A 25,008-nucleotide genomic window follows, 5' to 3' on the forward strand; every position below is an offset into this window, starting at 1 on the left:
TTCACCATGCCTTGCTCAACACCAGCCGCGCGCTGCGGCCGAAGACCGGACGTCCGTAAATCGCTTCTTTTGTACCTTGTCCGGCCAGCGCATCGGTCCGGGTGTTGCCTTCGGTGATGCCCTTGGCGTTGGTCAGGTTGTCGCCGACGATCTGCAAACGCCAGTCGCCCTGGCTCACCGAGAAGCCGGCTCCGATCGAGTGATAGGCCGGCATCGCGGTCGCCTCGAAGAAGTCGACGTAGCGCTTGCCGGTGTAGGCGTAGCTGCCATACAGCTCGACCAGCTTGTCGCCGACATTAAAGTTGAAGTTCGGACGGATGTTGCCGAACACCTTGGGCTCACGGATGATCTGGTTGCCCACCACCTTGGACGGATCGGCGCCGGTGGCGCTGACGAAGTTGCGGTATTGCGGGTCCTGGACGGTCAGCGAACCGTTGATGGAGAAACGCTCGGTCACATGCCAGGCGCCGTCGAACTCGGCGCCGCGCACCACCGCCTTGCCGAAGAACGGCACAGTCTGGTCGTTGCGTCCCGTGACGGGGTTGAAGGCCGTGAACGAGGCGTTCAGTGGATCGAATTGCGTGTAGAAGCCGGTCACGTACAGGTAGGAGCGGCCGGAGGCCATCTTGAAGCCCACTTCATACTGGTCCGCCTTGGTGGTCAGCACCAGCGGGTCGACCGACGAGGCCACCTGCATCGACGGCGGCACTTCCAGATGCGACACCCGCGCGTAGCCACCGAAGCGCTGCGAGAAGTCGTAGTTGGCGCCGAGCGTCCAGTTGACGGTGTTATAGCTGTCCTTGTGCTCCTGGCGCGCGCCGGTGAAGGCGCGTGTAGTGTCGTCGGCCAGCGTGGCCGCGTCGCCCAGGTTCAACTGCTTGGTCAGCAGGGCGTAGCCGTCGTAGTGATAGCGCTCCTTGCGCACGCCGCCGTCGAGGCGCAGGCCGTCGAACACTTCCCACGTGTCGTTCACATACAGCGCGCCCATTTTGGCGTCGACATCGCCCTGGTTCAGGGTGGTGGTGTAGCGCAGCACGCCGTTGTCGGTGACGGAACCGAGCACCGCACCGGAAGCCGAGTAGGCCAGCAGGTCGAGCGTGCGCGGCTTGCCTTGCACTTCGATCAGCATGTCGTTGTAGACGGTCTTGCTGGTCTGGCCGTAGCCGCTGCCGTACACACCGATCTTGACATCGTGGTTGCCCAAGCCGGTCTGGAAGTTGCGGGTGATATTGACGTCGGCCTGGTTGGAGTAGAAATCGGACCCGGCGCCGCGATACTGGGCCTGCATCACCAGGCCGGAGGCGTCCGCCGGGTTGTACACCTGCGCGCCATTGGTGCCGGCGATGGCGTAGCCCAAACGGTTGACCGGCCCGAACGCGGCCTTGGCGGCGTTCATGAAGCCGTTCGCGAACTGCGTGGCATCGGCCGGGTTCGACGTCGAGTAAAACGCGTCGAAGTCCAGGCTGCCCTTGGTCATGCCGCCCTTGGCCGACAGTTGCCACTTGCCCAGTTCACCTTCATAGCGCACGCCAATATTGCCGTATTCCAGATGGCGGCCGTTGGCCAGGTCGCGCGTGTCGGTTTGCAGCTTGCCGGCGCCGTCCTGGTACTTTTGCGGCACGGCGCGCAGCGATGGCGAATTCATCGTGCCGTCGAAGTAGTCGATGTACTTGTCGAGCGACACCGCCGGATTGCGTGGGTCGGCGATCGGGATCGGCAGGTAGAAGGTGTTGTGGTCGTTCAGGTAGTTGGCGCTGACGGTCAAGGTGCCGGACTCCAGCACGCGCTTGATGTTGCCGCGAATTTGTCCGCCACGGTCGTTCGGGAAACCGTTGTCGCGGTGGCCGTCGTCGCGGCGCACGAAGCCGCCGACCGCATAGAAAGTCTTGTCGTCGATCTTGCCCGCCTGGTAGGCGTCGATGCGTCCGAGGCCGGTGGTGCCCAGCGTCAGTTGCGCCTTGCCCTTGGTGGTCTCGGTGCCGGTGACGGTGCTGCTGTTGACGATGGCCGCCGCCTGGCTGGCGTAGATCGACGCCGGCCCGCCGCGCACCACCTCCAGCGTTTTCGTCATCAGGTCGTAGCGGTTCAAGCTGTCGCCACGGAAGAAGAAGCCATTCATTTCCGTGAACAGCGGCAGGCCGTCCTGCTGGAACAGCGCCAGGCCGTCATCGGTCGGAATGCCGCGCACGCGGGTGATGTTCTGCACCTCGCCGCCGGTCGCCTCGACCTGGATGCCCGGCAGCTTGCCCAGCAAGTCGGCCATGTTCTGCGGCGCCAGTTTTTGCACGTCGTTCTGCGACAGCGAATTGACCGCGTACGAGACGTCGAAGCGGCGCTGCGGACGCGCCGAGCCGGTGACGACCACGCTGGCGATGTCCGCTTCCTGGCCGGCCGGCGCCGTCGGTGCGGACGCCGGTTCCGCAGGCGCGGTCTGGGCCACTGCAGGACCAGCGACAGCGCACAAAGCGCCGATCGCCCAGTTGCGGGCAAGCGTGTTTTTTCTCTTCAACATAGATTTCTCCGGACGGATGAGTGGGCGTGATCGAGCCGGAGTATAGCCACGGTATTGTGGTATAAATATTTATTACTTGTAAAATAAATAGAATATGACAAGCGTGTTACAGGAATTATCTTTATATAAATAACTGTATGAAAATTGCGCGGCTAAAACTGTCTTCAGAAGAAAAACGTTTGTTATGGGAGTTGCGGACGAAGGGGCCGTTGCCGCGCACCGAGCTGTCGACGGCGTTGCAGGTCAGTAATTCGGCGTTGACGAAGTTGTCGCGTAATCTGATTAGTATGGGCTTGGTCGAAGAGCAGGCCTCGTCGGACGCGAGCGGCCGTGGCCGCCCGACGGTTCCGTTGGCGATTTCGGCCGCCGGCGGCTTCGCGGTGGGCGCAACGGTGCACAAGGGCGTGCTGGAAATCGCCCTGGTCGATTACGCGGGCGGGGTCATCTCGCTGACCAGCGAGGAGGTCGGCGCGCCGGACCCGCTCGCCTTCGCGCAATTGCTGGAACAACGCATCACCGAACTGGCGGTCAAGCACCGGCTGCTGGGCGGACGCTTTCTCGGCGTCGGCATCGGCCTGCCGGGCCCGCCCCGGGGACGGGCCGGCGACGAATGGAACGTCGTCAACGACCTGCCGGGTTGGCGCGGCGTGCCGCTACGGCGCATCCTCGATGACGCCCTCGGTTTGCCGACCATGCTGGAAAACGACGCCAACGCCTCGGCGCTGGCCGAATACTATCTGAACGACACGATACGCCGCTCCTCGACGGTGGTGGTTTTCCTGCTGGGGTATGGGATCGGGGCGGGCGTCATCGAGGATGGCCGCCTGCTCAAGGGCGAGTTTGGCGGCGCGTCCGAGATCGGCGGCTTGTATCCGATGGACCAGCCGCGTCCCACCACCATGGACTTGCTGTCGGTGCTGCGCGAGTCGGGTTGCGTGGTCCAGTCCATCGCTCATTTCGACGAAGCCTGCGCCGGGCACGAGGCAGTGATCGAACGCTGGCTGGACCGGGCGGCCGGGCAGCTGGAGTCGGTGGTCAACAGCGCCATCGCCTGGTTCGATCCGGGCGAGATCGTGTTTTCCAGTCCGTTGCCGGCCTCCGTCATGGCGCGTCTTGCCGCCAGGTTGAACCATGGCCAGTTGCGTTGGCCGGGACACCGGCAGCCGACCGGGATCCGCGTGTCGCGCCTTGGCGGCAGCTCGATCGCGCTGGGCGCGGCGCTGCTGCCGATCCACGCGTCAACTGCCGTTTCGTTCTGGTAGGACGGGGGCGCTGATGGGACGTTTTCGCCAGAAGCTGACGGCGGACCGCCATCTGATCGGGTATTCGAGCGGTAACTTCGGCAAGAACCTCTTGCTCGGCAGCGTGGACGTGACCCTGCTGTTTTTACTGACGGACCTGCTTGGCATCGCTCCGCACCGCGTCGGCACCTTGATGCTGATGGTGTTCGCCGCCGACCTGGGGCTCGACCTGGGCGCCGGCCTGTTGGCGGCGTGGGCGCAAAAAAAGGGCATCTCCTACCGGGGATTGATCGCCCTCGGCACCTTGCCCTGCGCGACCGCGTTCGGCCTGATTTACAGCCTGCCCGCGCTGGCGCCGGACAATATCGGCGTGATCGCGCTGGTCGTCATTTGCTTCCGCGCTGCTTACTCGATCATCGACGTTCCGCATAACATCCTGCTCGCCCGCGTCGCGACGGACAGCCGCGCGCGGGGCCGCGCGTCGGGCTACCGCACCGTGTTCAGCTCGGCCGCGAGCGTGGTCATCGCCACCGTGCTGGTGCCGTTCATGGGCGCGGCCGGCCAGCGCGCCATCGCCGGCCAGCTGTCGCTGCTGGGCATGGCGGGCGGGCTGGTGTTTTGCGTCGTGATGTTCTTTGCGGCGTGGTCGGCGCGCGAGGAGGGCGCTGCCGGCGAAAGGCGGCTGCGGCCACCGCCGAGGATCGCCTTCCTGCCCAAGATGGACCGGTTGTTCGGGGCGATCGCCATCATAGCGTTGATGACCGGATTTGCGATTCCGGTGTTCACCAAGATGATGCTGTACCTGGCGACGTATGTATTGAAGCAGCCCGGCCTTGCCGGCGCCATCCTGATCACCATCACCTTGGGACAGCTGGCCGGCGCCGCACTGTGGATCTATCTTGTCCGGTCCCGCGACAAGACCGCGCTGCTGGTCATTAGCCACGCTGTCGCCATCTCCGGTATTCTGTGTTTTGCCATGGCGGACGCCACGCCGTGGTTGTTGACGGCGTCGGCGCTGTTGGTCGGTATCGGCTTCGCCGGCGTGTTCATGCTGCCCTGGGGGATACTGGCGGACATCACCGATTTCGCGCAATTCCGCCATGGCGAGCGGCGCGAGACGGCCACCTTCGCCACCATCCTGGTCATACTCAAAGCCGGCAGCGCGGCGTCCCTGGCCACGGTGGGCTGGACCCTGGAACATCTGGGCTATGTGCCCGGCGTGGCGCAGCCGGAGTCCGTGATCCAGGGCATGAAGCTGCTTGCCTATGGCCTGCCGATCCTGGGTTCGCTGGTGGCCATCCTGACGTTGCGGCAGCTCGCGATCGGGCATCAGGCGCACGCCCGCGTGGTGCGAGCGAACCAGCGGTGAGTCCTAACGGCCGCGCGAAAAATACCAGTCGAAGGCGTGGCGGATGGCGCACGCGAACAGCATCATTTGCAGGTAGGCGGTGGCCGTGGCCCTTGGCGAGGCGCTGAAGCAGGAAAACACCAGCACCAGCGCGCAGGTGATGAAGCCGAATTGCACCGTCCGGCGCGCCGGGGTGGAAAGCTGCGTTCGTCCCGAGAAGTACCATCCGAAGCCGGCATACAAGCCGCCGGCGATGGCGGTCATGGGCGCCAGGGTGGTGAAAATCCATGGCATCGCCCCCGACGAAAAATACGACGCTCCCACCGACAGGACTGCCGCCAGCAGGGCGATCATGCCGACCACCCGATACTGCTTGGGCGTCGGATGGATAGTCGAAGGCGCCGGCGATGGCGGTTCGGGCGTGACGCCTTCCGGCTCCGCCAGATCGCGGATATCGATGTCGAAGGCGGCGGCGAGGGCCATCCTGGTTTCACGCGAGGCGCTACCGTCGGCCTCGACCCGCTGGATCGTGCGCAGGCTGACGTCGGCGATCTCCGCCAGTTGCTCTTGCGACCATGCGTGTTCGGCGCGCAGGCGTTTGATGGTTTTCGCGCTTAACTTCATATCATCGTCCATTGTGGGCTCCAGTTGTCAGTAATGAAACTGGAGGATGGGCGAATTATGCCCGAAACGCCACGACAGTTTGCCGCCAAGCAGGCGACACCGGGCCGCCAGTCACATGACGACGCGAGATTCGCTCGGGTTTCGGTCGTTTATTCGTGGTACAACTGCGAACGGCCGCCGTCGATCAGGATGTCGGTGGCGTTGATGAAAGGCGCCTCGTCGCTGGCGAGGAACAGCGCGGTGGCGGCGACTTCCTCGGGGGTGCCCAGGCGTTTGCAAGGCAGCAGCGCGGCCTGGCGGGCGCGTTCGGCTTCCGGATCGGGAAAGCCGGCGAAGTGGCGTTCGACCATGTCGGTGACAATCAGCCCCGGCGAGATCGAGTTGACGCGGATGCCGCGCGCGGCGTACTCGAGGCCGAGCGCGCGCGTGAGGCCGATCAGCGCGTGCTTGGCGACCGGGTAGGGGAAGGAGCCGGGGATGATCTTGTGGCCGTGCACCGAGGCGATGTTGACGATGCTGCCGCCGCCTTGCGCCAGCATGGCCGGCAGCACGGCGCGCGCGGCATTCCATGCGCCTTCCAGATCGACGGCGAAGCAGCGCTGCCAGTCCTCGTCGCTCAGAGCCAGCGGGTCGCCGAAGACGTTCATGCCGGCGTTGTTGATCAGGATGTCGACCTTGCCGAAACGCTCCACGCTGCGCGCGACCAGTGCTTCCATCGCGGCGCGGACGCAGACGTCGGCTTCGATGAAGATGGCGCGTTCGGGGCCTAATTCTTCGGCGATGGCGCGGGCGTGGGCGTCGTCGCGGTGGCTATTGAGGGTGACCATCGCGCCTTCGGCCACAAAGCGGCGGGCGATGGCCGCGCCGATGCCTTGTGTCGATCCGGTGACGATGGCAACTTTGTTCGATAAGCGGTTGGCCATATTTTGCTCCTGCTGGATGCGTTGTCGGCGGCTCGACGATGGCGGATTACGGCGTTCCGCCTAATCCGCCCTACGTGGTTGAACGGTTTGCGAAGGTCCCGGTGCTTGGAGCGTTTGCAATGGTCCCGGTGCTTGGATGGTCATGCGGAGACAGGTAGGGCGGATTAGCGCAGCGTAATCCGCCATGCATGCAAGCTGGCGGCGCATGCCTGGTTCCACGTGGTTTAATGCCGCTCACCGCGCGTCTTCAGCTGGTCCAGCAGCACCGCCACCAGCAGGATCACGCCGCGCATCAGGTACTGGTAAAACGCGTCGACATCCATCAGGTTCATGACGTTTTCGACCGTGCCCATGATCAGCACGCCGATCAGCACGCCGAAGATGCGCGCCTTGCCGCCCTGGAGCGAGACGCCTCCCAGCACACATGCCGAGATCACATCCAGCTCGAAACCCTGCGCGGCGTTCGGCTGGCCGCTGGTGATGCGCGAGGCCAGGATCAGGCCCGCCATCGCGGTCACCAGGCCTTGCAGCAGGAAGATCCACACGCGCAGCCGCTCGACGCGCACGCCGGCCAGCCGCGCCGCTTCCGGGTTGCCGCCGATGGCCAGCGTGTTGCGGCCGAAGACCGTCTGGTTCAGCAGAATGCCGAACACCACGAAGCAGCAGGCGCAGATCAGCACCGGCAGCGGCATGCCGAAGATGCGGGTGTCGCCGAAGTCGATGAAGGCGTCGTTGTTGATGCCGACCGCCTGGCCCTGCGAGACGATGAACGCCAGCCCGCGCACCATCAGCATCGTCGCCAGGGTGGCGATCAAGGCGTTCACGCGCAGGTAGGCGATCAACACCCCATTGAGCGCGCCGATCAGGGCGCCGGCCGCGAGACCCGCGCCGACGGCCAGCGCGACGCTGCCGCTATGTTCCAGCACGATCGCGCCCAGCACGCCGGCGAAGGCGATGGTCGAGCCGACCGACAAATCGAAGTCGCGCGAGGCGAGGCACAGCATCATGGTGCAGGCGACCATGCCGATCTGCGCCACCGACAGCATCAGACCGACGACGTTGGTCACCGAGAAGAAGTTCTCGACGGTGACGGCCAGCACCGCGAACAGCACGACGTACGCCAGCGGCATGCTGTATTCGATCAGCCATTGACGCGAGATCAGGGGCGTCGCCGGCTTGGCGGCGGGATTGATGGATGAGACGTTCATGCGATGCTCCGGGTATGAAGTGCGGGAGTTTCAATATGGGCGGGGGCGGGGATGGTCGAATCGGGCAGCGCGAGGCGCAGCACCTCGGTTTCGCTGGCGTCGGCGCGCGACAGTTCGCCGCAGATGGCGCCTTCGCGCATGACGATCACGCGGTCCGAAATGCCCAGCACCTCCGGCAGTTCGCTCGAGACGACGATCACGCAGCAACCGCGTTCGGCCACCTCGTGGATGATGCGGTAGATGTCGCTCTTGGCGCCGACGTCGATGCCGCGTGTCGGTTCGTCGAGGATCAGCACCTTCAGCCCGGGTTCGGCCAGCCAGCGCGCCAGGATCACCTTCTGCTGGTTGCCACCGGAAAGCAGGCGGATCTCCTGCTGGCGGTTGGGCGTCTTGATGCGCAGCCGCGCGATGAATTCGTCGGCCAGCGCCGCTTCCTTCTTATGACGCAGGAACAGCCCTGCGCGCAGGTCGATGCGGCGCACGCTGATGTTGATGTTCTCCGCCACCGAGGCGGTGGCCAGGATGCCTTGCTCCTTGCGGTCCTCGGGACACAGCACGATGCCGGCGGCGATGGCGTCGGTCGGCGCGCCGGTCGGCACGGTCGCGCCATCGAGCAGCACCTGGCCGGCGCTACGCGGATCGGCGTTGTACAGCAATCGCATCAACTCGCTGCGGCCGGCGCCCACCAGGCCGAAAAAGCCCAGCACTTCGCCGCCCCGCACGGAAAAGCTTTGCGGGCCTTTCATGTGGCGGCCGTTCAGGCCCTGTATCTTCAGGCGTTCCTCGCCGAGCGCGCGCGGACGGTAGTCGTAGATGTCGCTCAGCTCACGTCCCACCATGTCGCTGATCAAACGGTCGCGCGGCACCTCGGCCATGACGTGGTGCGTGACGATCTTGCGGCCGTCCCGGAAGATGGTGCAGGCGTCGCACAGCGCGTACAGTTCCTCCAGCCGGTGCGAGATGTAGATCAGCGTCCGGCCGTCGGCGCGCAGTTCGCGCACAAGGCGGAACAGGATTTCGGTCTCGCGGTGCGACAGGCTGCTGGTCGGTTCGTCGAAGGCGATGACTTGCGCGTCCTGCATGATGGCCTTGCAGATCTCGACCATCTGGCGCTGCGCGATCGACAGGTCGGCCAACTTGGCGTCCGGCGCCAGGTCGACGCCGATGGCGGCCAGCTTCTCCGACACCATCCGGTAGGCCTTGGACTTGTCCAGCAGCCCAAAGCGGGTGGGCATGCGGCCCAGCAGCACGTTCTCCGCCACCGTCAGTTCGGGCACGTATTGCAGCTCCTGGTGGATCACGGCGATGCCGGCGCCGATGGCGTCCTTGGCGCTGGTGAAGCGGCACTCGGCGCCGTTGACCATCAGGCGGCCGCCGTCGGGCTTATATTGGCCGCCGAGGATTTTCAGTAGCGTCGACTTGCCCGCGCCGTTCTCGCCCAGCAGGCCATGCACCTGGCCGGCGTGCGCTTCGAAGCTCACGCCGTTCAGGGCTTTCACGCCGGGGAAGAATTTGCAGACCTCGTCGAATTGGAGGTAAGCCGCCATGGCTTACATGCCCATTTGCTTGCGGACGTCGGCCTGGTTGGCGCGCGTCATCAGCATCCCCTTGGTCAGCACTTCGGCCGGCGGGGTGCCTTTCCCAGTGATCCAGTTGTACATGTTGACCGAGGTTTCGTAGCCGTGCTGTTTGGCGCTGATCATCACCGAGCCGTAGAAGCCGGTCGGCGCGGGTTTGTTCAGCTCATTCTCGGCGGCCTTGGCGCCGCCGATGCCGACTCCCACCATGGCGTCGGCCTTGATGCCGCGTCCTTCGGCGGCGCGCACGGCGCCCAGCACCGCTTCATCGTTCAGGCCCACGGCCACCCAGTGCTTGAAGCGCGCGTTCTTGGTCAGCGCGATGTTGGCGGCGTTGAAGGCGCTTTCGGTGTCGGTCTTCGCCTGCGGCGCATCGACGATGTTCGCGACCGGGAAGCCGGCGGCCTTGAGCGCGTCGATGGCGCCGGTGGTGCGTTCCTTGGCCGTCGGCAGCTGGTCGTAGGCGACGCGGATCACGCCCACTTCGGCGACGTTCCATTTGCGGTTCTTGACTTCGGCGGCGATGCCTTCGCCGACCTGCTTGCCGATGGCGTAGCCGGAGATGCCCATGTACGGAATCGATTCGATCGGTTTGCCGGTGCCGTCGACCAGGCGGTCGTCGACCGCGATCACTTTGAGGTTGTTGCGCTTGGCCGAGCGTTCGATGGCCTTGCCCAGCTTGACGTCCGGCGCGCAGATGACGAAGCCCTGGGCTTTTTGCGCGGCCAGGTTGTCGATCGCGGCGATCATTTTTTCGCCGTTGGGGATGCCGATCTTGACCAGGGTGAAGCCTTTGTCCTTGGCCGCCTGCTCGGCGTAGCGCCATTCGTCCTGGAACCACGGCTCCTCCGCCTGTTTGACGAGGAAGCCGATCTTGACCGGATCGGCGGCGTGGGCGACGCTGGTGAATTGGGTCGCGGCGATCAGGCACAGCGATGCTGCGGCGAGCAAGCTACGTTTCATGGTAAGTCTCCGTTGATTTTGTTTTAAAGCGTTTTACGATGCCGCATATGTTTGCGCATTCGTTTTGTCTTGCGTTTATTTTTCTTCAGGCAGAAAAAAGCCGGCGTCGAAGCGCCGGCTCGTTCACTACCGCATCACCATTCGGCGACGCTGCCATCCGCATGGCGCCAAACAGGGTTGCGCCAGTCGGGTGCGTTTTTGCTCGCGGCGATCACGCGTTCCTCGTCCACTTCCACGCCCAAACCTGGTTTAGGCAGCGGCTTGCAGAAGCCATCGGTGATCGTGAAGTCTTCCTTGTTGATCACGTAGTCGAGCAGCTCGCCGCCCTTGTTGTAGTGGATGCCCATGCTTTGCTCTTGCAGCACGGCGTTGTACGACACGAAGTCGACCGCCAGGCACGAGGCCAGCGCCACCGGACCCAGAGGGCAGTGCGGCGCCAGGGTGATGTCGTAGGCTTCGGCCATCGAGGCGATCTTCAGGCACTCGGTGATGCCGCCGGCGTGCGACAGGTCCGGCTGCACGATAGCCAGGCCGCCGGCCGCGAACACGTTCTTGAATTCGAAGCGCGAGTACATGCGCTCACCAGCCGCCAGCGGAATCGCGGTCATTTCGGCCAGGCGGGCGTAGTATTCGGCCTGCTCGGCCAGCACCGGCTCTTCGACGAACAATGGACGGAACTGCTCCAGTTCGCGCAAGAGAGTTTTGGCCATCGGCGCGGCCACGCGGCCGTGGAAGTCCAGGCCGAATTCGATGGTGTTGCCGAACGCTTCGCGGATTTCCGCCACACGCTGCACGGCCTTGTCGACGGCCGCCGAGGTGTCGAGCATGCCCAGTTCTTCGGTACCGTTCATCTTGAAGGTGTCGAAGCCGCCGGCTTTCAATTTGGTGATCTGTTCGATGATGTCGGACGGACGATCGCCGCCCACCCAGCTGTACATCTTCATGCGGTCGCGCACCAGGCCGCCCAGCAGTTCGTACACCGGCTTGCCCATCACTTTGCCCTTGATGTCCCACAGCGCCTGGTCGATGCCGGCGATCGCGCTCATCAGGATGGCGCCACCACGGTAGAAGCCGGCGCGGTACATGGTTTGCCACAGGTCGTTGATGCGGGCCGGGTCGGCGCCGATCAGATACGGTTCCATTTCCTGGACGGCGGTCTCCACGGTGCGCGCGCGGCCTTCGATGACCGGTTCGCCCCAGCCGACCACGCCTTCATCGGTCTCGATTTTCAGCAGCATCCAGCGCGGTGGAACACGATAGGTCGTCAGTTTGGTGATTTTCATAGGAGAAGGAGAATAAGTTCAGGGAACAGCCTTCAGTCTAAGCGTCCCGCCTAGACAGGAAATATGATTAATTGAACACAAGCCATATCATTATCGAATAGCAGAAATAAGCCAGGCAGCTATCTGATATCAGCATAGCTGATAGTGGTAAATTCATATCAATTGTAAACCTTGTCCCTTTAGACTGGCGGGATTCTATCCTCCGGAGCACGGCCAGCATGATCGATTCCAGTACGCATGTCGCGTCGACCCCCGGCATCATGCTGCTGCGCGTCGGCCAGGCCGGCAGCGCCCTGCGCTGGGACCCCGCCGGCCGCTGCTGGCGCTGGCCCGATCCGCAAGGCGGCCAGTTGTACGCCTGGCCGGCGCCGGCCGGCATGCCCAGCGGCCTGCGCCTGCAGGAAAACGCCTGCGTGATGGCGTGCTGCACCTCCGGCCGCGTGCTGCTGGGGCAGGGCAAGCGCCTCGGCATGGTCGATTTGCCGGCGCCGGGCCAGCCCAGCCGCCCGCTGCAAAGCCAGGTTTTGCTGACCGTCGACGCGGCCGAGCCGCGCACCAGCATCAGCGACGGCTGCACCGACCGGGGCGGCAATTTCGTCTTCGGCACCGCCAACACGGCAAGCGACCAGCGTGCCATCGGCAGTTTTTACCAGTATTCGCAACAGCACGGCCTGCGCCGGCTGGCGTTGCCGGTCGTGGTCAAGGCCGGCGGCATCGCCTTCAGCACCGACGGCCGCCGGATGTACTTCGCCGACACGGCCCAAGGCGCCATCATGCAATGCGAGTATGATTCCGAACGTGCCAAGGTATCCAACGTGAAAACGTTTGCACCGGTGCTGGCGCCGGGAGCGGGCGCGGCCGTGGTCGACAGCGGCGACCGCCTGTGGAGCGTGCAGGGCGGCGCCCTGGTCCAATATGCGCCGCACGGCGACGCGCTGCGCCGCATCGGCATGGCGCGCGAGGCGGCCGCCGGCGTAGCCTTCGGCGGCGAGGGCCTGCGCCAGTTGCTGGTGCTGGGCGCGAACGGCGGCCTGTACGGCCTGCCGCCCGATCTGGCGCCCGATTTGCCGGCGGACCTGGCGCGCCGGCCGCCCCGGGGCGTGCCGGACGTGCCGTTCGACGACGGCGGCGCCGCCCGCTTCGCCGTTCTGCCAGTACCCGTCATCGGTGATTGACGCTGCACCAGCCCGCCATATATGATGGGCGCTCAAAATAATCACCCTTATGACCGATTCCCGCTCAGACCGCTTTGTTCGTTCCCACCTGAAAACCCGCCATCTGGTCTTGCTGGTAGAACTGGGCCGTCATGGCTCCATCGCCCACGCGGCGCAAGCCGCCAACCTGACTCAACCAGGTGCGTCCAAATTACTGGGCGAGCTTGAACACGCGCTCGGCGTTCAGCTGTTCGAACGGCTCTCGCGCGGCGTCTCGCCGACCTGGTACGGGAAAGTACTGATCCGGCGCGCCGGCGCGGCGCTGGCCGAGATGGACGCGGCCCACCAGGAGGTGATGGAGCTGCTGTCCGGCCTGCGCGGACGCGTGGGCATCGGCACCGTGCTGGCGCCGGCCACCAGCCTGGTGCCGAAGGCGATCAACCTGCTCAAGTCGCGCCACGCGCGCGTGCATGTCGCGGTCAAGATGTCGACCAGCAAAGTGCTGGTGGAACGCCTGCGCAGCGGCGAGCTCGATCTGGTGGTCGGCCGCATCCTCGACACGGCTGCCGCCGACGAACTCAATTTCGAGCCGCTGACCGACGAGCCGCACCTGCTGATCGCGCGCAGCGGCCACCCGCTCGCCAGCCGCACCGACCTGCAACTGGAAGAGCTGATGCATCAGTGCTGGGTGCTGCCGCCGGCCGGCAGCATCCTGCGCGACCGCCTGACCGCGTTGTTTTTATCGCACGGACTGGAGCAACCGGGCGAGACGGTGGAGACGCAAGACCTGCCCGTGGTCGCCAGTCTTTTGATGAGCAGCGACATGGTGGTAGCGCTTCCGGCGGACGCCGTGCAAGCGTATCTGCAAGCCGGATTGATGACAGTGCTGCCGTTCGATCTGGGCGTGAGCATGGATTCGTTCGGCATCGTGACGCGCAAACGGCACCAGCTCTCGCCTGGCGCGGATGCAATGTTGTTGGCTTTGCGCGACGCCGCCGCCAGCATGTACCCGCATTATCATCCTCCGGCTTAATCTTCTTCTATTCCTGTTGTCATAGCTGAGCTATTGCTGTTTTCGTCATTGTGTATGTCTGATATACGAACTTGATATGGACAGAATGCAATTAGCTATTGGCATCTGAACTAGTGTTTCGCTTAGCATCCAGTCTATCCGTCCGCTCTGTATCAGAGACGGAACTCATACAAACACTGGAGATGCACATGAAACACAAGAAAATGAGCTTGCTCATCGCCGCGCTTTTCACGACCCCGTTGATGGCGCAGCAGGCGTTGGCGCAAGACGCCGTTGCCACCCCGGCACCTGCAGCCGCAGCACCGGCCGCACCGGCCGCCGGCGAGATCCAGCAAGTGAACGTGACCGGCATCCGCGCCTCCGTGCGCAACGCGCTGGCGGCCAAGGAAGCCAGCAACAGCATGGTGGAAGTCGTATCGTCGGAAGACATCGGCAAGCTGCCGGACACCACCATCGCCGAATCGCTGGCGCGCCTGCCAGGTCTGTCGTCCGGCCTCGATCGCGGCAACGCATCGCAGATCGTCGCGCGCGGCATGGGCCCACGCTTTATCGGCGCCACGTTGAACGGTCGCGAACTGGCATCGTCGGAGCCTAACCGCGCCGTGCGTTTCGAGCAGTTCCCGTCGGAGTCCGTCACCGGCGCCACCGTCTACAAAACGCAGAACGCCGAAATCGCCGAAGGCGGCATCGCCACCACCATCGATCTGCAAACCGTCTCGCCGCTGAAGTACGCCGGCCGCCAGCTGTCGTTCAAAACCGATGCGCTGTACTACGCGCTGGCCAAGGACATCGCCGGCGCCGACAAGGTCGCGCCACGCATCGGCGGCATCTACGTCGACCAATTCCTGAACAAGACCCTGGGCGCGGCCATCGCCTTCAGCTACCAGGACCAGCCTTCGGTGCAGAAGAACGTGCGCCACTGGGGCTTCAACGAGAACAATTCGGCCGACATCAACGGCGACGGCAAAATCGACAAAACCCCATGGGGCTTCCAGGACGACGTGCGCCGTGGCAGCAACAAGCGCAGCAGCGTGCTGGGCAAGGTCGAATGGAAACCGAACAGCGACGTCCTGATCACCGCCGACACCTACTACGCCAAGACCGCGATTGACGAAGCCCAGATGCAGCACTGGACTGGCGACATGGGCAACTGGGATGGCGGCAATTCGGGCAACTTCAGCAACCTCGATATCCGCAACGGCTATGTTGCCGGCGGCACCCTGAACTGGTCGCGCGTGATCAACAACGACGCCCACTGGATCCAGGACAGCAGCGTCTCGGCCAGCGGCTTGAACGCCAAGGTCAACCTCGGCGACTGGAAAGTCGAAACCGACCTGTCGACCTCCCACGCGCTGCGCAGCAGCCAGTGGCGCGACCTGCGTCAGAATTCGCTGGGCAGCATTCCGGTGTCGATCAACTGGTCGTTCACCGGCGACGAGCGCCAGAGCTACAACTTCGGCGGCATCGACACCGGCAACCCGGCCAACTTCGACGCGCCGACCTTGTACGTCGACACCGACGGCCATATCAAGGATCTGCTGAACGCCGCGTCGGTCACCGCCGCGCGTTCGATCGAAAACAGCATCATCAACCGCATCAAGGTCGGCGTGCGCGCCACCGATCGCGAGAAGAGCTATCGCCAGACCACCTGGCAGCTGTCGCAGACCTCGGCGATTCCCGCTTCCGCTTACGAGACCGTCACCGTCGCCGGCTTCCCGTCGTACGTCGTGCTGAAGGACTTCGGCGCCAGCACCGCCGCGGCCTTCGGTCCCAACGCCTTCAATCCGGACGGCCGTCCGCAGACCCAGAACGATCTGCTGTCGGGCTGGAAGGTCAAGGAGCGCAGCACCTCGGCCTTCATCCAGGGCGACCTCGATGGCGAAGCCTTCGGCAAGACCTATCGCGGCAACGTCGGCGTGCGCGTGGTGCACACCAAGCAGACCGGCTACGGCATGCAGTCGGTCAACGGCGCGGCACCGACCGACGTCGAAGGCGGCACCTCGTACACCGAGATCCTGCCTAGCCTGAACACCATCTTCAACCTGGACGAAAAGCAGGAACACCAGATCCGTTTCAGCCTGGCCCGCGCCATGTCGCGCGCGCCGATGGATGAAATGCGCGCCTCGCGCAACCTGAACGTGGTTGCCGATTCGACCCAGCCTACCACCGGCAGCGCGGGTAACCCCGAGCTGAAGCCGATGATGGCAAACCAGGTCGATCTGGCTTACCAGTGGTACTTCTCGAAAGGTTCGCTGCTGTCGGCCGGCGCGTTCTACAAGAAGGTCCAGCGCTACATCGCCCTGACCAGCGACACGACCATCATCAACGGCCGTCCTGCGACCGTGACGCGTTCGATCAACGGCGACGGCGGCGATATTCGCGGCATCGAGCTGGTGTATCAGCAAGCGTTCACCGGCCTGCCGGCGCCATTCGACGGCCTGGGCGTCGCCAGCAACTACGCTTACACGACCAGTAACATCCGCGAAGCCACGCCATCGGTCAATCCGTTCCCGATCGAAGGCCTGATGAAGCACAACGGCGGCGTGACCCTGTGGTACGAAAAAGCCGGTTACGAAGCGCGTCTGTCGGCCAACTACAAGAGCGCCTTCGTGCGCAATCCGACCTGGAATGCGGGTCAGTTGATCGAGAACGAAGCCGAGACCTATCTGACCTTGAACCTGGCCAAGCAACTGACGCCTAACATCCAGCTGCGCTTCGGTATCGACAACCTGACCAACCAGAAGGCCGTCTACACCAGCGCGAACATCCCGGTGCAGCAGGAAGTGACCGAGTTCGGTCGCCGCTTCAACCTGGGCCTGTCGTTCAAGCTGTGATGTCGTAGTTTGCTGTAACTTTTTTATCGTGGTTTTACGGAGCGGTGCGTGAGAGCGCTGCTCCGTTTTTTTTGTCTATCGGGAGCCAAGTTTGAATCCAAAGACGACCAACTGGCGGCGCATTTGCTCCGCCTTTTTGCTGCTCGCGGCCTGCGTTTCGGCGCACGCGGCCACTACCTCCAATACTTCCGCCAAACCTGATGTCAAAGCGGGGCGCGAGCGCCTGTCGCTCGATCGCGGCTGGCTGTTCCATCTGGGCGACGTCGTCCAGCCGCCCATCGTCGGCCATGAGGAATCGTATAGCAACGCCAAGGCCGGTAACGCGCCCGGCGCGGCCGGTACCGAATTCGACGACTCCGACTGGCGCCGCCTCGACCTGCCGCACGATTGGGCCGTCGAAGGTACGTTCGACCAGAAGGCCAATATCTCGCAAGGATACCGTCCGCGCGGCATCGGCTGGTATCGCCGCTACCTGAAGGTCGACCCGGCCGATCGCGGCCGCCATTTCGAGCTGCAGTTCGACGCCATCGCCACCCACGCCACCGTTTGGGTCAACGGCAATGTGGTCAACCGCAACTGGTCCGGCTACAACGCCTCCAACATCGACATCACGCCGTATCTGAACTATGGCGATTCGCTCAACACCATCTCGATCCGCGCCGATGCCGAGGCGATGGAAGGCTGGTGGTACGAGGGCGCCGGTATGTACCGCCACGCTTGGCTGGTCAAGCGCGCACCGGTGCACGTCGCGACCGACGGCGTGTACGCCGTGCCGCGCGCGGGCAAACGCATTGGCAATCGTCAGCTCTGGACTTTGCCGGTGGAAGTCACCGTCAACAACAGCGGCAAGAAGGTCTCCGACGTCACCGTCGAAGTCACGCTGTTCGACCCGGCCGGCAAACAGGTCGGCCGCCAGACCGCCAAAGCCTCCATCGGTGTGTTGAAGGACGCCGTCGTCAGGCTGCCGTTCTCCATCAACGATCCGGCCCTGTGGTCGATCGAGAAAACCAATCTGTATCGCGTCACCACGCGGGTAATCCAGGACGGCAAGGCGCAGGATGAAGTGTCGCTGCACACCGGCTTCCGCACCATCCGCTTCGACGCCCAGCAAGGCTTCTTCCTGAACGGCCAGCACCTCAAGCTGCAGGGCGTGTGCATCCACCAGGATCACGCCGGCGTCGGCGTGGCGATTCCGGATTCGGTGTGGGAATACCGCCTGCGCCGCCTGAAGGAGCTGGGCGTGAACGCGATCCGCTTCTCGCACAACGCGCCGGCGGCCGAAGTGCTGGACATGGTCGACCGCATGGGCTTTGTCGTCATGGACGAGAACCGCAACTTCAATCCGTCGCCGGACTACATGAAGCAGCTGGAGTGGATGGTCAAGCGCGACCGCCACCATCCGGGCATCGTCCTGTGGTCGGTGTTTAACGAGGAGCCGGTGCAGGGCTCGGAAGTGGGCTACGAGATGGTGCGCCGCATGGCCGCCGTGGTCAAATCGCTGGACGACACGCGTCCCGTGACGGCGGCGATGAACGGCGGCTTCTTCAGCGACCTGAATGTGTCGCACGCGGTCGACGTGGTCGGCGCCAACTACCAGGTGCCTGATTACGACCGCTATCACAAGGCCTTCCCGAACAAGCCGTTCACCAGTTCCGAGGACACGTCGGCCTTCATGACGCGCGGCGAGTTCAAGACCATCAAGGAAAAGGGCATCATCGCCAGCTACGACGACCTGGCCGACGCGGCCCAGTGGGGCAATACCCACCGCGACGCGTGGGAGGCGATCGCCACCCGTCCTTACGTCGCCGGCGGCTTTGTCTGGACCGGCTTCGATTATCGCGGCGAACCGACGCCGAACGACTGGCCGGCCGTCAGCTCGGTGTTCGGCATCATGGACTTGAACGGCTTCCCGAAGAACGCCTACTACATCCACCAGGTCCAGTGGATCAAGGACCGTCCGCTGATCCACATCGCACCGCACTGGAACTGGAGCGGCAGCGAGGGCAAGGACATCCGCGTGATGGTGATGGCCAACGTCGAGAAGGTGCAGCTGCTGTTGAACGGCAAAGCGCTGGGCGAGCAGCAGGTCGATCCGTTCCGCATGAACTTCTTCAACGTCGCCTACGCGCCGGGCAAGCTGGAGGCGATTGGTTATCGCGGCGGCAAGGAAGTCGCGCGCACGTCGGTGGAAACCACCGGCGCCGCGGTCGCGCTGGAGCTGGTGCCGGACCGCGCGCAGCTGGCCGGCGATGGCCGCGACGCCATGCCGATCACCGTGCGCGCACTTGACGCGCAAGGCCGCGCGGTGCCGCTGGCCGATGCCAACGTCACCTTCGCGGTGACGGGCGGCGGCCGTTCGATCGGTCACGGCAACGGCGATCCGACCTCGCACGAGGACGAGAAGGGCGCCACGCGCCGCCTGTTCAACGGCCTGGCGCAATTGATCGTGCAGACCAACTGGGACAGCAAGGAGGCCGTCGACGTGGTCGCCACGGCGCCCGGCCTGACCCCGGCGAAGATCTCGATTCCGGTCAAGGCGGTGGCGCCCGAGCCGTTCGTCACCAGCGCCGACGCGCCGACCACCTTCGTGCGCAGCTGGCGCGTGGCGCCGGTGAGCGACCAGCGTCCGGACCCGAACCAGAAACTGGCCGGCTTCGATATGAACACCTGGGGCTGGGGTTCGCCGCCGCTGTGGGCCGACGCCGGCGCCAGGTACCACCTGTACCGCTCCAGCTTCACGCCGCGCAAGAACCTCGCCAACGGCAACGGCTTGATCCGCTTTGGCGGCATCGGGGGCAAGGCCGAGGTGTGGATCGACGGCGCGCTGGTGGGGAAGAAGGACGCTTATGCACCCGCGCCGCTGGACTTGCCATTGCCGGCGGGCACTGGCAAACGTGAGATCAATGTGATCGTCGAAGCCGAGCCCGGTCAGGGCAGCGGCATCGAAGGCCACGTGACAATCGAGCCGCAGGTAAAGTAATGAGGCTGGTAAAGTAATAAGATTGTGTCTTGTATTCTTAGCTATTAATTAAATCGTGGGACGGCAGCACCAAAATGGGGCTGCCGTCGCCTGATTCGGTTGACGGCGCCCCGCGCGCTGCCTATAGTGGCGGGATGATTTCCGAATTCGAAGAACTATCCGACAAGATCGACCAGTTGGCCGAGATGACCAACGCCTTGCGCCGCGAGAATGCTCAGTTGCGCCAAGCCAATGCCGCACTCGTGGTCGAGAACATGGGCTATCAGCGCCGCCTCAGCGAAGCGTCCGGCAGGATCGTGGCGTTGCTGGAAAAAGTGCCCGCGCTGGAGGACGAGTCGACGTCCGAGTCCGATCAGGACGATGTTGAGCAACCCGCAACCGACCATCTGCCTGAAAAAGAGGATGTACGATGATTCAGCTGGATGTGTCCATCATGGGACAACCATACCGTCTGGTGTGCAAACCCGAGGAAGAGCGCGCGCTGCGCGAAGCGGCCGCTTTGCTGGACAAGAAGATGACCAGCATCCGCGACGGTGGCAAGATCAAGGGCAATGACCGCATCGCCGTGATGGCCGCGCTGGGCATGGCGGCGGAATTCCTGTCGGTGAAATCGCCGCAGGGGCCGTTGTCCGACATGTCTATCCTGGAAGTGCAAACCAAGATCAGCGCCATGCACAAAGTGCTCGATAGCGCACTGACTCCACAAGAAACCCTGTTTTAATTCGCTAAACTCCTTCCTTTGCGGCGGACAAAAGAGTAAACTTCTTCGTACCCTGCGGTGTTCGCGATTGCCATATATTCCTTGAACCATTTATGTGCACCGGTTGCGGAATTTTGTTCGATGGGCGTGAGCGTCGCTAGACCGATGAACCCGAAATTGAACTAACTGTGACCACCTTGAACCGTTTGGTTCGGGATGCCGGCAAAGACGGCACAGGCGGGGCCTAATCCTAGAAAGCGGTTGTTAGCATGTGAATGCGCAGCCGCTTTTTTTCGTCTGGAGAAAAGCGATGCAATACTGGTTGATGAAGTCCGAGCCCGATGAAGTCAGCATCGACGACGTGATGGCGTCGAAGGATCACACCACGCCGTGGTTCGGCGTGCGCAACTACCAGGCGCGCAATTTCATGCGCGACCAGATGCAGGACGGCGACGGCGTGCTGTTTTATCATTCGAGCTGCCCGGAGCCCGGCATCGCCGGCCTGGCGGTGGTGGTGGGGGGGCCGTATCCCGACGCCACGCAGTTCGACAAGAAGAGCAAGTACTACGACGCCAAGGCGACGCCGGAGCAGCCGCGCTGGATTTCGGTCGATGTGAAGGGGACGGAGAAAACCCGTCTGCTGTCGCTGGCCGAGATGCGGACCATCCCGGCGCTGGAAGATATGGTGGTGCTGCAGAAGGGCAGCCGCCTGTCCATCACGCCCGTCACCGCGGCGCAATGGAAGGCGATCGTCAAGCTTTTGAAGAAATGATCGGCGCGCGGCCTTTCTGTTTGACCTTGTAGGCCCACACCAGCATGGCGATGGCGCCGACGATCATCGGCAGCGACAGCACCTGGCCGGAGGTGATCGGCATGCCCAGGACGGTGGTCTCCCAGTCGGGCGTGCGGAAGTACTCGGTGAAGAAGCGCGCGCACCCGTACAGCAAGGTGTAGAAGGCGCCCACCGCCAGGCGCGGACGCTCCTTGCGCGCGTACAGCCACAGGATCACGAACACCAGCAGGCCGTCGATCAGCATCTGGTAGATCGGCGACGGGTGGCGCAGCCCTTGGAGGAACACTGGATTGGGGAACAGCGGATACGAAATGTCCGGCCACATCATCGCCCATGGCAGCGACGGATCGGACACCACGCGGCCCGGCAGCTCGGAGTTGATGAAGTTACCCAGGCGCCCGGCCGCATAACCCAGCGGCACCAGCGGCGCGATGAAGTCGTAGACGTCGAGCAGGTTGCGGCCCGCGCGGCGCGCCCACACCGCCATCGCGATCAGCACGCCCAGGAAGCCGCCGTGGAACGACATCCCGCCATGCCAGATCTTGAAGATCTCGATCGGGTTGGAGAAGTATTTGACCGGCTCGTAAAACAGCACCTCGCCCAGGCGGCCGCCGATGACGACGCCCAGCATGCCGTAAAACAGCATGTCGTCCAGGTCCTCCTTGCGCCAGCCCTGCGCGGCGATGTGCGGCTGCTTGATGCGCACCCGGCCCAGGGTGATGAACAGGGCGAAGGCCAGCACGTACATCAGGCCATACCAGTGGATCGCGACCGGTCCCAGATGAATGGCGACCGGGTCGGGCATCGGATGTATCAGCATAAGGCGTTCTTTCCTAAGTTCTTATTCAGTAGTTCCAAAAAGCCGCGCAGCACCGGCGACGCATTGTCGCGGCGCCAGGCCAGGCCTGTTTCGACCAGCGGGCCGGTGTCGGCCAAGGCCCGGTATTCTACCCCGGGCCGCATCAGGTTGGAGACCGACTGCGGCACCAGCGCCATGCCCATGCCGGCCGAGACCAGGCTGACGATGGTCTGCATCTGGATCGCCTGCTGGCCGATCTCCGGCGTGATGCCGGCGTCGCGGAACACCGAGAGGATGGCGTCGTACAGCGCCGGCGAGATCGCGCGCGGGAACACGATCAGCGGCAACCGTGGCAGGGCGGCCAGCGCCACCTTGCCCTTTTTCGCCAGCAGGCCGGCCGGCACGGCCAGCACCAGCGGCTCGTTCAGCACCGGCAGGTAGTCCAGTTCCAGTTTGGCCTTGTCGGGCAGCGGGGGGATCAGCAGGCCGGCGTCGATGCGGTTGTGCAGCAGGTCGTCGAGCTGCAGATCGGAGGTGGCTTCCTGCAGCGTGATCTGCACCTGCGGATAGGCGGCGCGGTAGGCGCGCAGGAAGGGCGGCAGCACGCTGTAGTCGGCCGAGGAGACGAAGGCCAGGGCCAGGCGCCCAATCTCGCCGGCGGCGGCCCGCTGGACCAGTTGCGGCAGTTCCTGCGCCTGCGCCAACATCCGCCTGGCCTCCGGCAGCAGTGCGATGCCGGCCGGCGTCAGCGCCACGCCACGGCGGCTACGCTCGAACAGCGCCGCGCCCAATAGCTGCTCCAGCGCCTGGATGGTCTGCGACAGCGGCGGCTGCGTCATGTGCAGGCGCAGTGCGGCCTTGCCGAAGTGGAGTTCCTCGGCCACGGTGACAAAATAGCGCAGCTGCCTCAGTTCCAGATTCATATGTGTTTGTATTGAAATTCAATCTGGTGATATTTTATACGACTCACAGAGTCGAAAATCATATATTTGACACCGGGACAGGGGCAAGGCAATCTGTCAGGCTACGCTCAAAGCCTTAGAGCCGCCTTATCATTGGAGAAACATCATGCCTGTATATCGTTCCCGCACCACCACCCACGGCCGCAACATGGCCGGCGCGCGCGCCCTGTGGCGCGCCACCGGCATGAAGGATGGCGATTTCGACAAGCCGATCGTCGCCGTGGTCAACTCCTTCACGCAGTTCGTGCCCGGCCACGTGCACCTGAAGGACCTGGGACAGCTGGTGGCGCGCGAGATCGAAAAGGCCGGCGGCGTCGCCAAGGAATTCAACACCATCGCCGTCGATGACGGCATCGCCATGGGCCACGGCGGCATGCTGTATTCGCTGCCGTCGCGCGACCTGATCGCCGACTCGGTCGAGTACATGGTCAACGCCCACTGCGCCGACGCGATGGTCTGCATCTCCAACTGCGACAAGATCACGCCGGGCATGCTGATGGCAGCCATGCGCATCAATATTCCGGTAGTGTTCATCTCGGGCGGCCCGATGGAGGCCGGCAAGGTGGTCAAGGTCGTCAATGGCACGCAGAAGATCATCAAGCTCGATCTGGTCGACGCCATGATCAAGGCCGGCGATCAAACCGTCAGCGATGCCGACGTCGCAGAGATCGAGCGCTCGGCCTGTCCGACCTGCGGTTCGTGCTCGGGCATGTTCACCGCGAACTCGATGAACTGCCTGACCGAGGCGCTGGGCCTGGCCTTGCCGGGCAACGGTACCATCCTCGCCACGCATTCGGACCGCGAACAGCTGTTCCTGCGCGCCGGCCGCCTGGTGGTGGAACTGGCCAAGCGCCACTACGAGCAGGACGACTATTCGGTGCTGCCGCGCTCCATCGCCACCAAGGCCGCGTTTGAAAACGCCATGGCGCTCGACGTCTCGATGGGCGGCTCCACCAACACCGTGCTGCACCTGCTGGCGGCCGCGCACGAGGCGGGCGTCGACTTCAACATGGCCGACATCGACCGCATCTCGCGCAAAGTGCCATGCCTGTGCAAGGTCGCGCCGATGACCGACAAATACCACATCGAAGACGTGCACCGCGCCGGCGGCATCATCGGCATCCTGGGCGAACTGGCGCGCGGCGGCCTGCTCGACACGTCGCTGCCGACCATCCACGCGCCGACCATGGCCGAGGCGATCGAACGCAACGACGTCAAACGCAGCGACGATCCGGCCGTGCACCAGCTGTTCCGCGCCGCGCCTGGCGGCGTGCCGACGCAGACGGCGTTCTCGCAGTCGGAACGTTTCGCGACGCTGGACCTGGACCGCAGCACCGGCTGCATCCGCGACAAGGCGCACGCCTATTCGCAGGATGGCGGCCTGGCGGTGTTGTACGGTAACCTGGCGGAGAAGGGCTGCATCGTCAAGACGGCCGGCGTCGACGAGAGCATTTTGAAATTCAGCGGCAAGGCGCGCGTGTTCGAGAGCCAGGATGCGGCGGTCGAGGCGATCCTGGGTGACACGGTGCATGAAGGCGATGTCGTCGTCATCCGCTACGAAGGACCTAAAGGCGGTCCGGGCATGCAGGAGATGCTGTATCCGACTTCGTACATCAAGTCCAAGGGCTTGGGCAAGGCATGCGCGCTGTTTACCGATGGCCGCTTCTCGGGCGGTTCGTCGGGGCTGGTGATCGGCCACGCGTCGCCGGAGGCGGCCGAGGGTGGCGCCATCGGTTTGGTGGAAGAGGGCGACTTGATCGACATCGACATCCCTAACCGCAGCATCAACCTGCGCATCAGCGACGCCGATTTGGCGGCGCGCCGCCAGGTGATGGAAGCGAAGGGCGGCGACGCCTGGCAGCCGGTCAACCGCGAGCGTTATGTGTCGCAGGCGTTGCAGGCGTATGCGGCGTTGACCACCTCCGCCGACCGTGGCGCCGTGCGCGACCTGTCGCAGTTGAAGCGCTGAGCAATCGGCGGCGCATAGATGGCGGATTACGGCGTTCCGCCTAATCCGCCCTACGTGCTTCCTCGTGATTGCCTACGGCCCGTGGCGGCTGCGCCTTGTGGAGAC

Annotated in this window: 19 protein-coding genes and 1 other RNA gene; 11 read left to right on the forward strand and 9 right to left on the reverse strand. The window is 64.0% G+C overall.

Annotated elements, in window-relative coordinates:
- Window position 1 precedes the first annotated feature (1 nt).
- On the reverse strand, window positions 2-2,512 hold the full coding sequence (locus tag NHH73_07360; GenBank protein ID USX28091.1) for a TonB-dependent receptor: 2,511 nt from the start codon (window positions 2,510-2,512) through the stop codon (window positions 2-4).
- A gap of 209 nt (window positions 2,513-2,721) precedes the next feature.
- Between NHH73_07360 and NHH73_07365 the strand changes: the two genes are divergently transcribed.
- Window positions 2,722-3,774, forward strand: a complete 1,053-nt coding sequence (locus NHH73_07365) for an ROK family protein (GenBank protein ID USX28092.1) — start codon at window positions 2,722-2,724, stop codon at window positions 3,772-3,774.
- 13 nt (window positions 3,775-3,787) lie between these two features.
- A complete protein-coding gene (locus NHH73_07370; GenBank protein USX28093.1) occupies window positions 3,788-5,122 on the forward strand; it encodes an MFS transporter in 1,335 nt (444 codons plus the stop codon).
- A gap of 3 nt (window positions 5,123-5,125) precedes the next feature.
- Here the strand turns inward: NHH73_07370 and NHH73_07375 are convergent, their stop codons facing one another.
- From NHH73_07375 to dgoD, 6 genes are all read right to left on the reverse strand, one after another.
- Window positions 5,126-5,737 carry a helix-turn-helix domain-containing protein gene (locus tag NHH73_07375; GenBank protein USX28094.1) on the reverse strand — a complete coding sequence of 204 codons (612 nt, stop codon included), beginning with the start codon at window positions 5,735-5,737 and terminating at the stop codon, window positions 5,126-5,128.
- Between the two features lie 137 nt (window positions 5,738-5,874).
- Entirely contained in the window at window positions 5,875-6,648 is a 774-nt protein-coding gene (locus tag NHH73_07380; protein USX28095.1) for an SDR family oxidoreductase, read from the reverse strand.
- Between the two features lie 224 nt (window positions 6,649-6,872).
- Window positions 6,873-7,856, reverse strand: coding sequence for an L-arabinose ABC transporter permease AraH (araH, locus tag NHH73_07385; GenBank protein ID USX28096.1), 984 nt, complete (start codon window positions 7,854-7,856; stop codon window positions 6,873-6,875).
- A complete protein-coding gene (gene araG / locus NHH73_07390; protein ID USX28097.1) occupies window positions 7,853-9,403 on the reverse strand; it encodes an L-arabinose ABC transporter ATP-binding protein AraG in 1,551 nt (516 codons plus the stop codon). The genes araH and araG overlap by 4 nt, the downstream gene beginning before the upstream one ends.
- 3 nt (window positions 9,404-9,406) lie before the next feature.
- Complete coding sequence (locus NHH73_07395) at window positions 9,407-10,396, reverse strand: arabinose ABC transporter substrate-binding protein (protein USX28098.1); 990 nt, start codon at window positions 10,394-10,396, stop codon at window positions 9,407-9,409.
- Between the two features lie 134 nt (window positions 10,397-10,530).
- On the reverse strand, window positions 10,531-11,679 hold the full coding sequence (gene dgoD / locus NHH73_07400; protein USX28099.1) for a galactonate dehydratase: 1,149 nt from the start codon (window positions 11,677-11,679) through the stop codon (window positions 10,531-10,533).
- Window positions 11,680-11,897: 218 nt separating this feature from the next.
- Between dgoD and NHH73_07405 the strand changes: the two genes are divergently transcribed.
- The 8 genes from NHH73_07405 to NHH73_07440 all read left to right on the forward strand — a co-directional run bounded on the left by NHH73_07405 (window position 11,898) and on the right by NHH73_07440 (window position 21,152).
- Window positions 11,898-12,854, forward strand: coding sequence for an SMP-30/gluconolactonase/LRE family protein (locus tag NHH73_07405; protein USX28100.1), 957 nt, complete (start codon window positions 11,898-11,900; stop codon window positions 12,852-12,854).
- 49 nt (window positions 12,855-12,903) lie between these two features.
- Complete coding sequence (locus NHH73_07410; protein ID USX28101.1) at window positions 12,904-13,866, forward strand: LysR substrate-binding domain-containing protein; 963 nt, start codon at window positions 12,904-12,906, stop codon at window positions 13,864-13,866.
- Window positions 13,867-14,054: 188 nt separating this feature from the next.
- A complete protein-coding gene (locus NHH73_07415) occupies window positions 14,055-16,700 on the forward strand; it encodes a TonB-dependent receptor (protein USX28102.1) in 2,646 nt (881 codons plus the stop codon).
- A gap of 91 nt (window positions 16,701-16,791) precedes the next feature.
- The gene (locus NHH73_07420) at window positions 16,792-19,680 is read left to right on the forward strand and encodes a DUF4982 domain-containing protein (protein USX28103.1); all 2,889 of its coding nucleotides are present in this window, start codon (window positions 16,792-16,794) and stop codon (window positions 19,678-19,680) included.
- Window positions 19,681-19,814: 134 nt separating this feature from the next.
- Entirely contained in the window at window positions 19,815-20,093 is a 279-nt protein-coding gene (locus NHH73_07425; GenBank protein USX28104.1) for a hypothetical protein, read from the forward strand.
- On the forward strand, window positions 20,090-20,401 hold the full coding sequence (locus NHH73_07430; GenBank protein USX28105.1) for a cell division protein ZapA: 312 nt from the start codon (window positions 20,090-20,092) through the stop codon (window positions 20,399-20,401). The genes NHH73_07425 and NHH73_07430 overlap by 4 nt, the downstream gene beginning before the upstream one ends.
- A 46-nt stretch (window positions 20,402-20,447) precedes the next feature.
- Window positions 20,448-20,628, forward strand: a non-coding RNA gene (ssrS, locus tag NHH73_07435) — 6S RNA.
- Between the two features lie 62 nt (window positions 20,629-20,690).
- Window positions 20,691-21,152 (forward strand): EVE domain-containing protein, encoded by a 462-nt coding sequence (locus NHH73_07440; protein USX28106.1) that lies wholly within the window; start codon window positions 20,691-20,693, stop codon window positions 21,150-21,152.
- Here NHH73_07440 and lgt read toward each other — a convergent pair.
- Window positions 21,133-21,993 (reverse strand): prolipoprotein diacylglyceryl transferase, encoded by an 861-nt coding sequence (lgt, locus tag NHH73_07445; GenBank protein ID USX28107.1) that lies wholly within the window; start codon window positions 21,991-21,993, stop codon window positions 21,133-21,135. The two genes, NHH73_07440 and lgt, sit on opposite strands and share 20 nt — an antisense overlap.
- Complete coding sequence (locus tag NHH73_07450; GenBank protein USX28108.1) at window positions 21,987-22,895, reverse strand: LysR family transcriptional regulator; 909 nt, start codon at window positions 22,893-22,895, stop codon at window positions 21,987-21,989. Before NHH73_07450 ends, lgt begins: the two co-directional genes overlap by 7 nt.
- A gap of 145 nt (window positions 22,896-23,040) precedes the next feature.
- On the opposite strand from NHH73_07450, the gene ilvD reads away from it, so the two are divergent.
- The gene (ilvD, locus tag NHH73_07455; protein ID USX28109.1) at window positions 23,041-24,903 is read left to right on the forward strand and encodes a dihydroxy-acid dehydratase; all 1,863 of its coding nucleotides are present in this window, start codon (window positions 23,041-23,043) and stop codon (window positions 24,901-24,903) included.
- Window positions 24,904-25,008 lie beyond the last annotated feature (105 nt).

Source organism: Oxalobacteraceae bacterium OTU3CINTB1 (genome assembly GCA_024123955.1).
GTDB lineage: Bacteria > Pseudomonadota > Gammaproteobacteria > Burkholderiales > Burkholderiaceae_D > Rugamonas.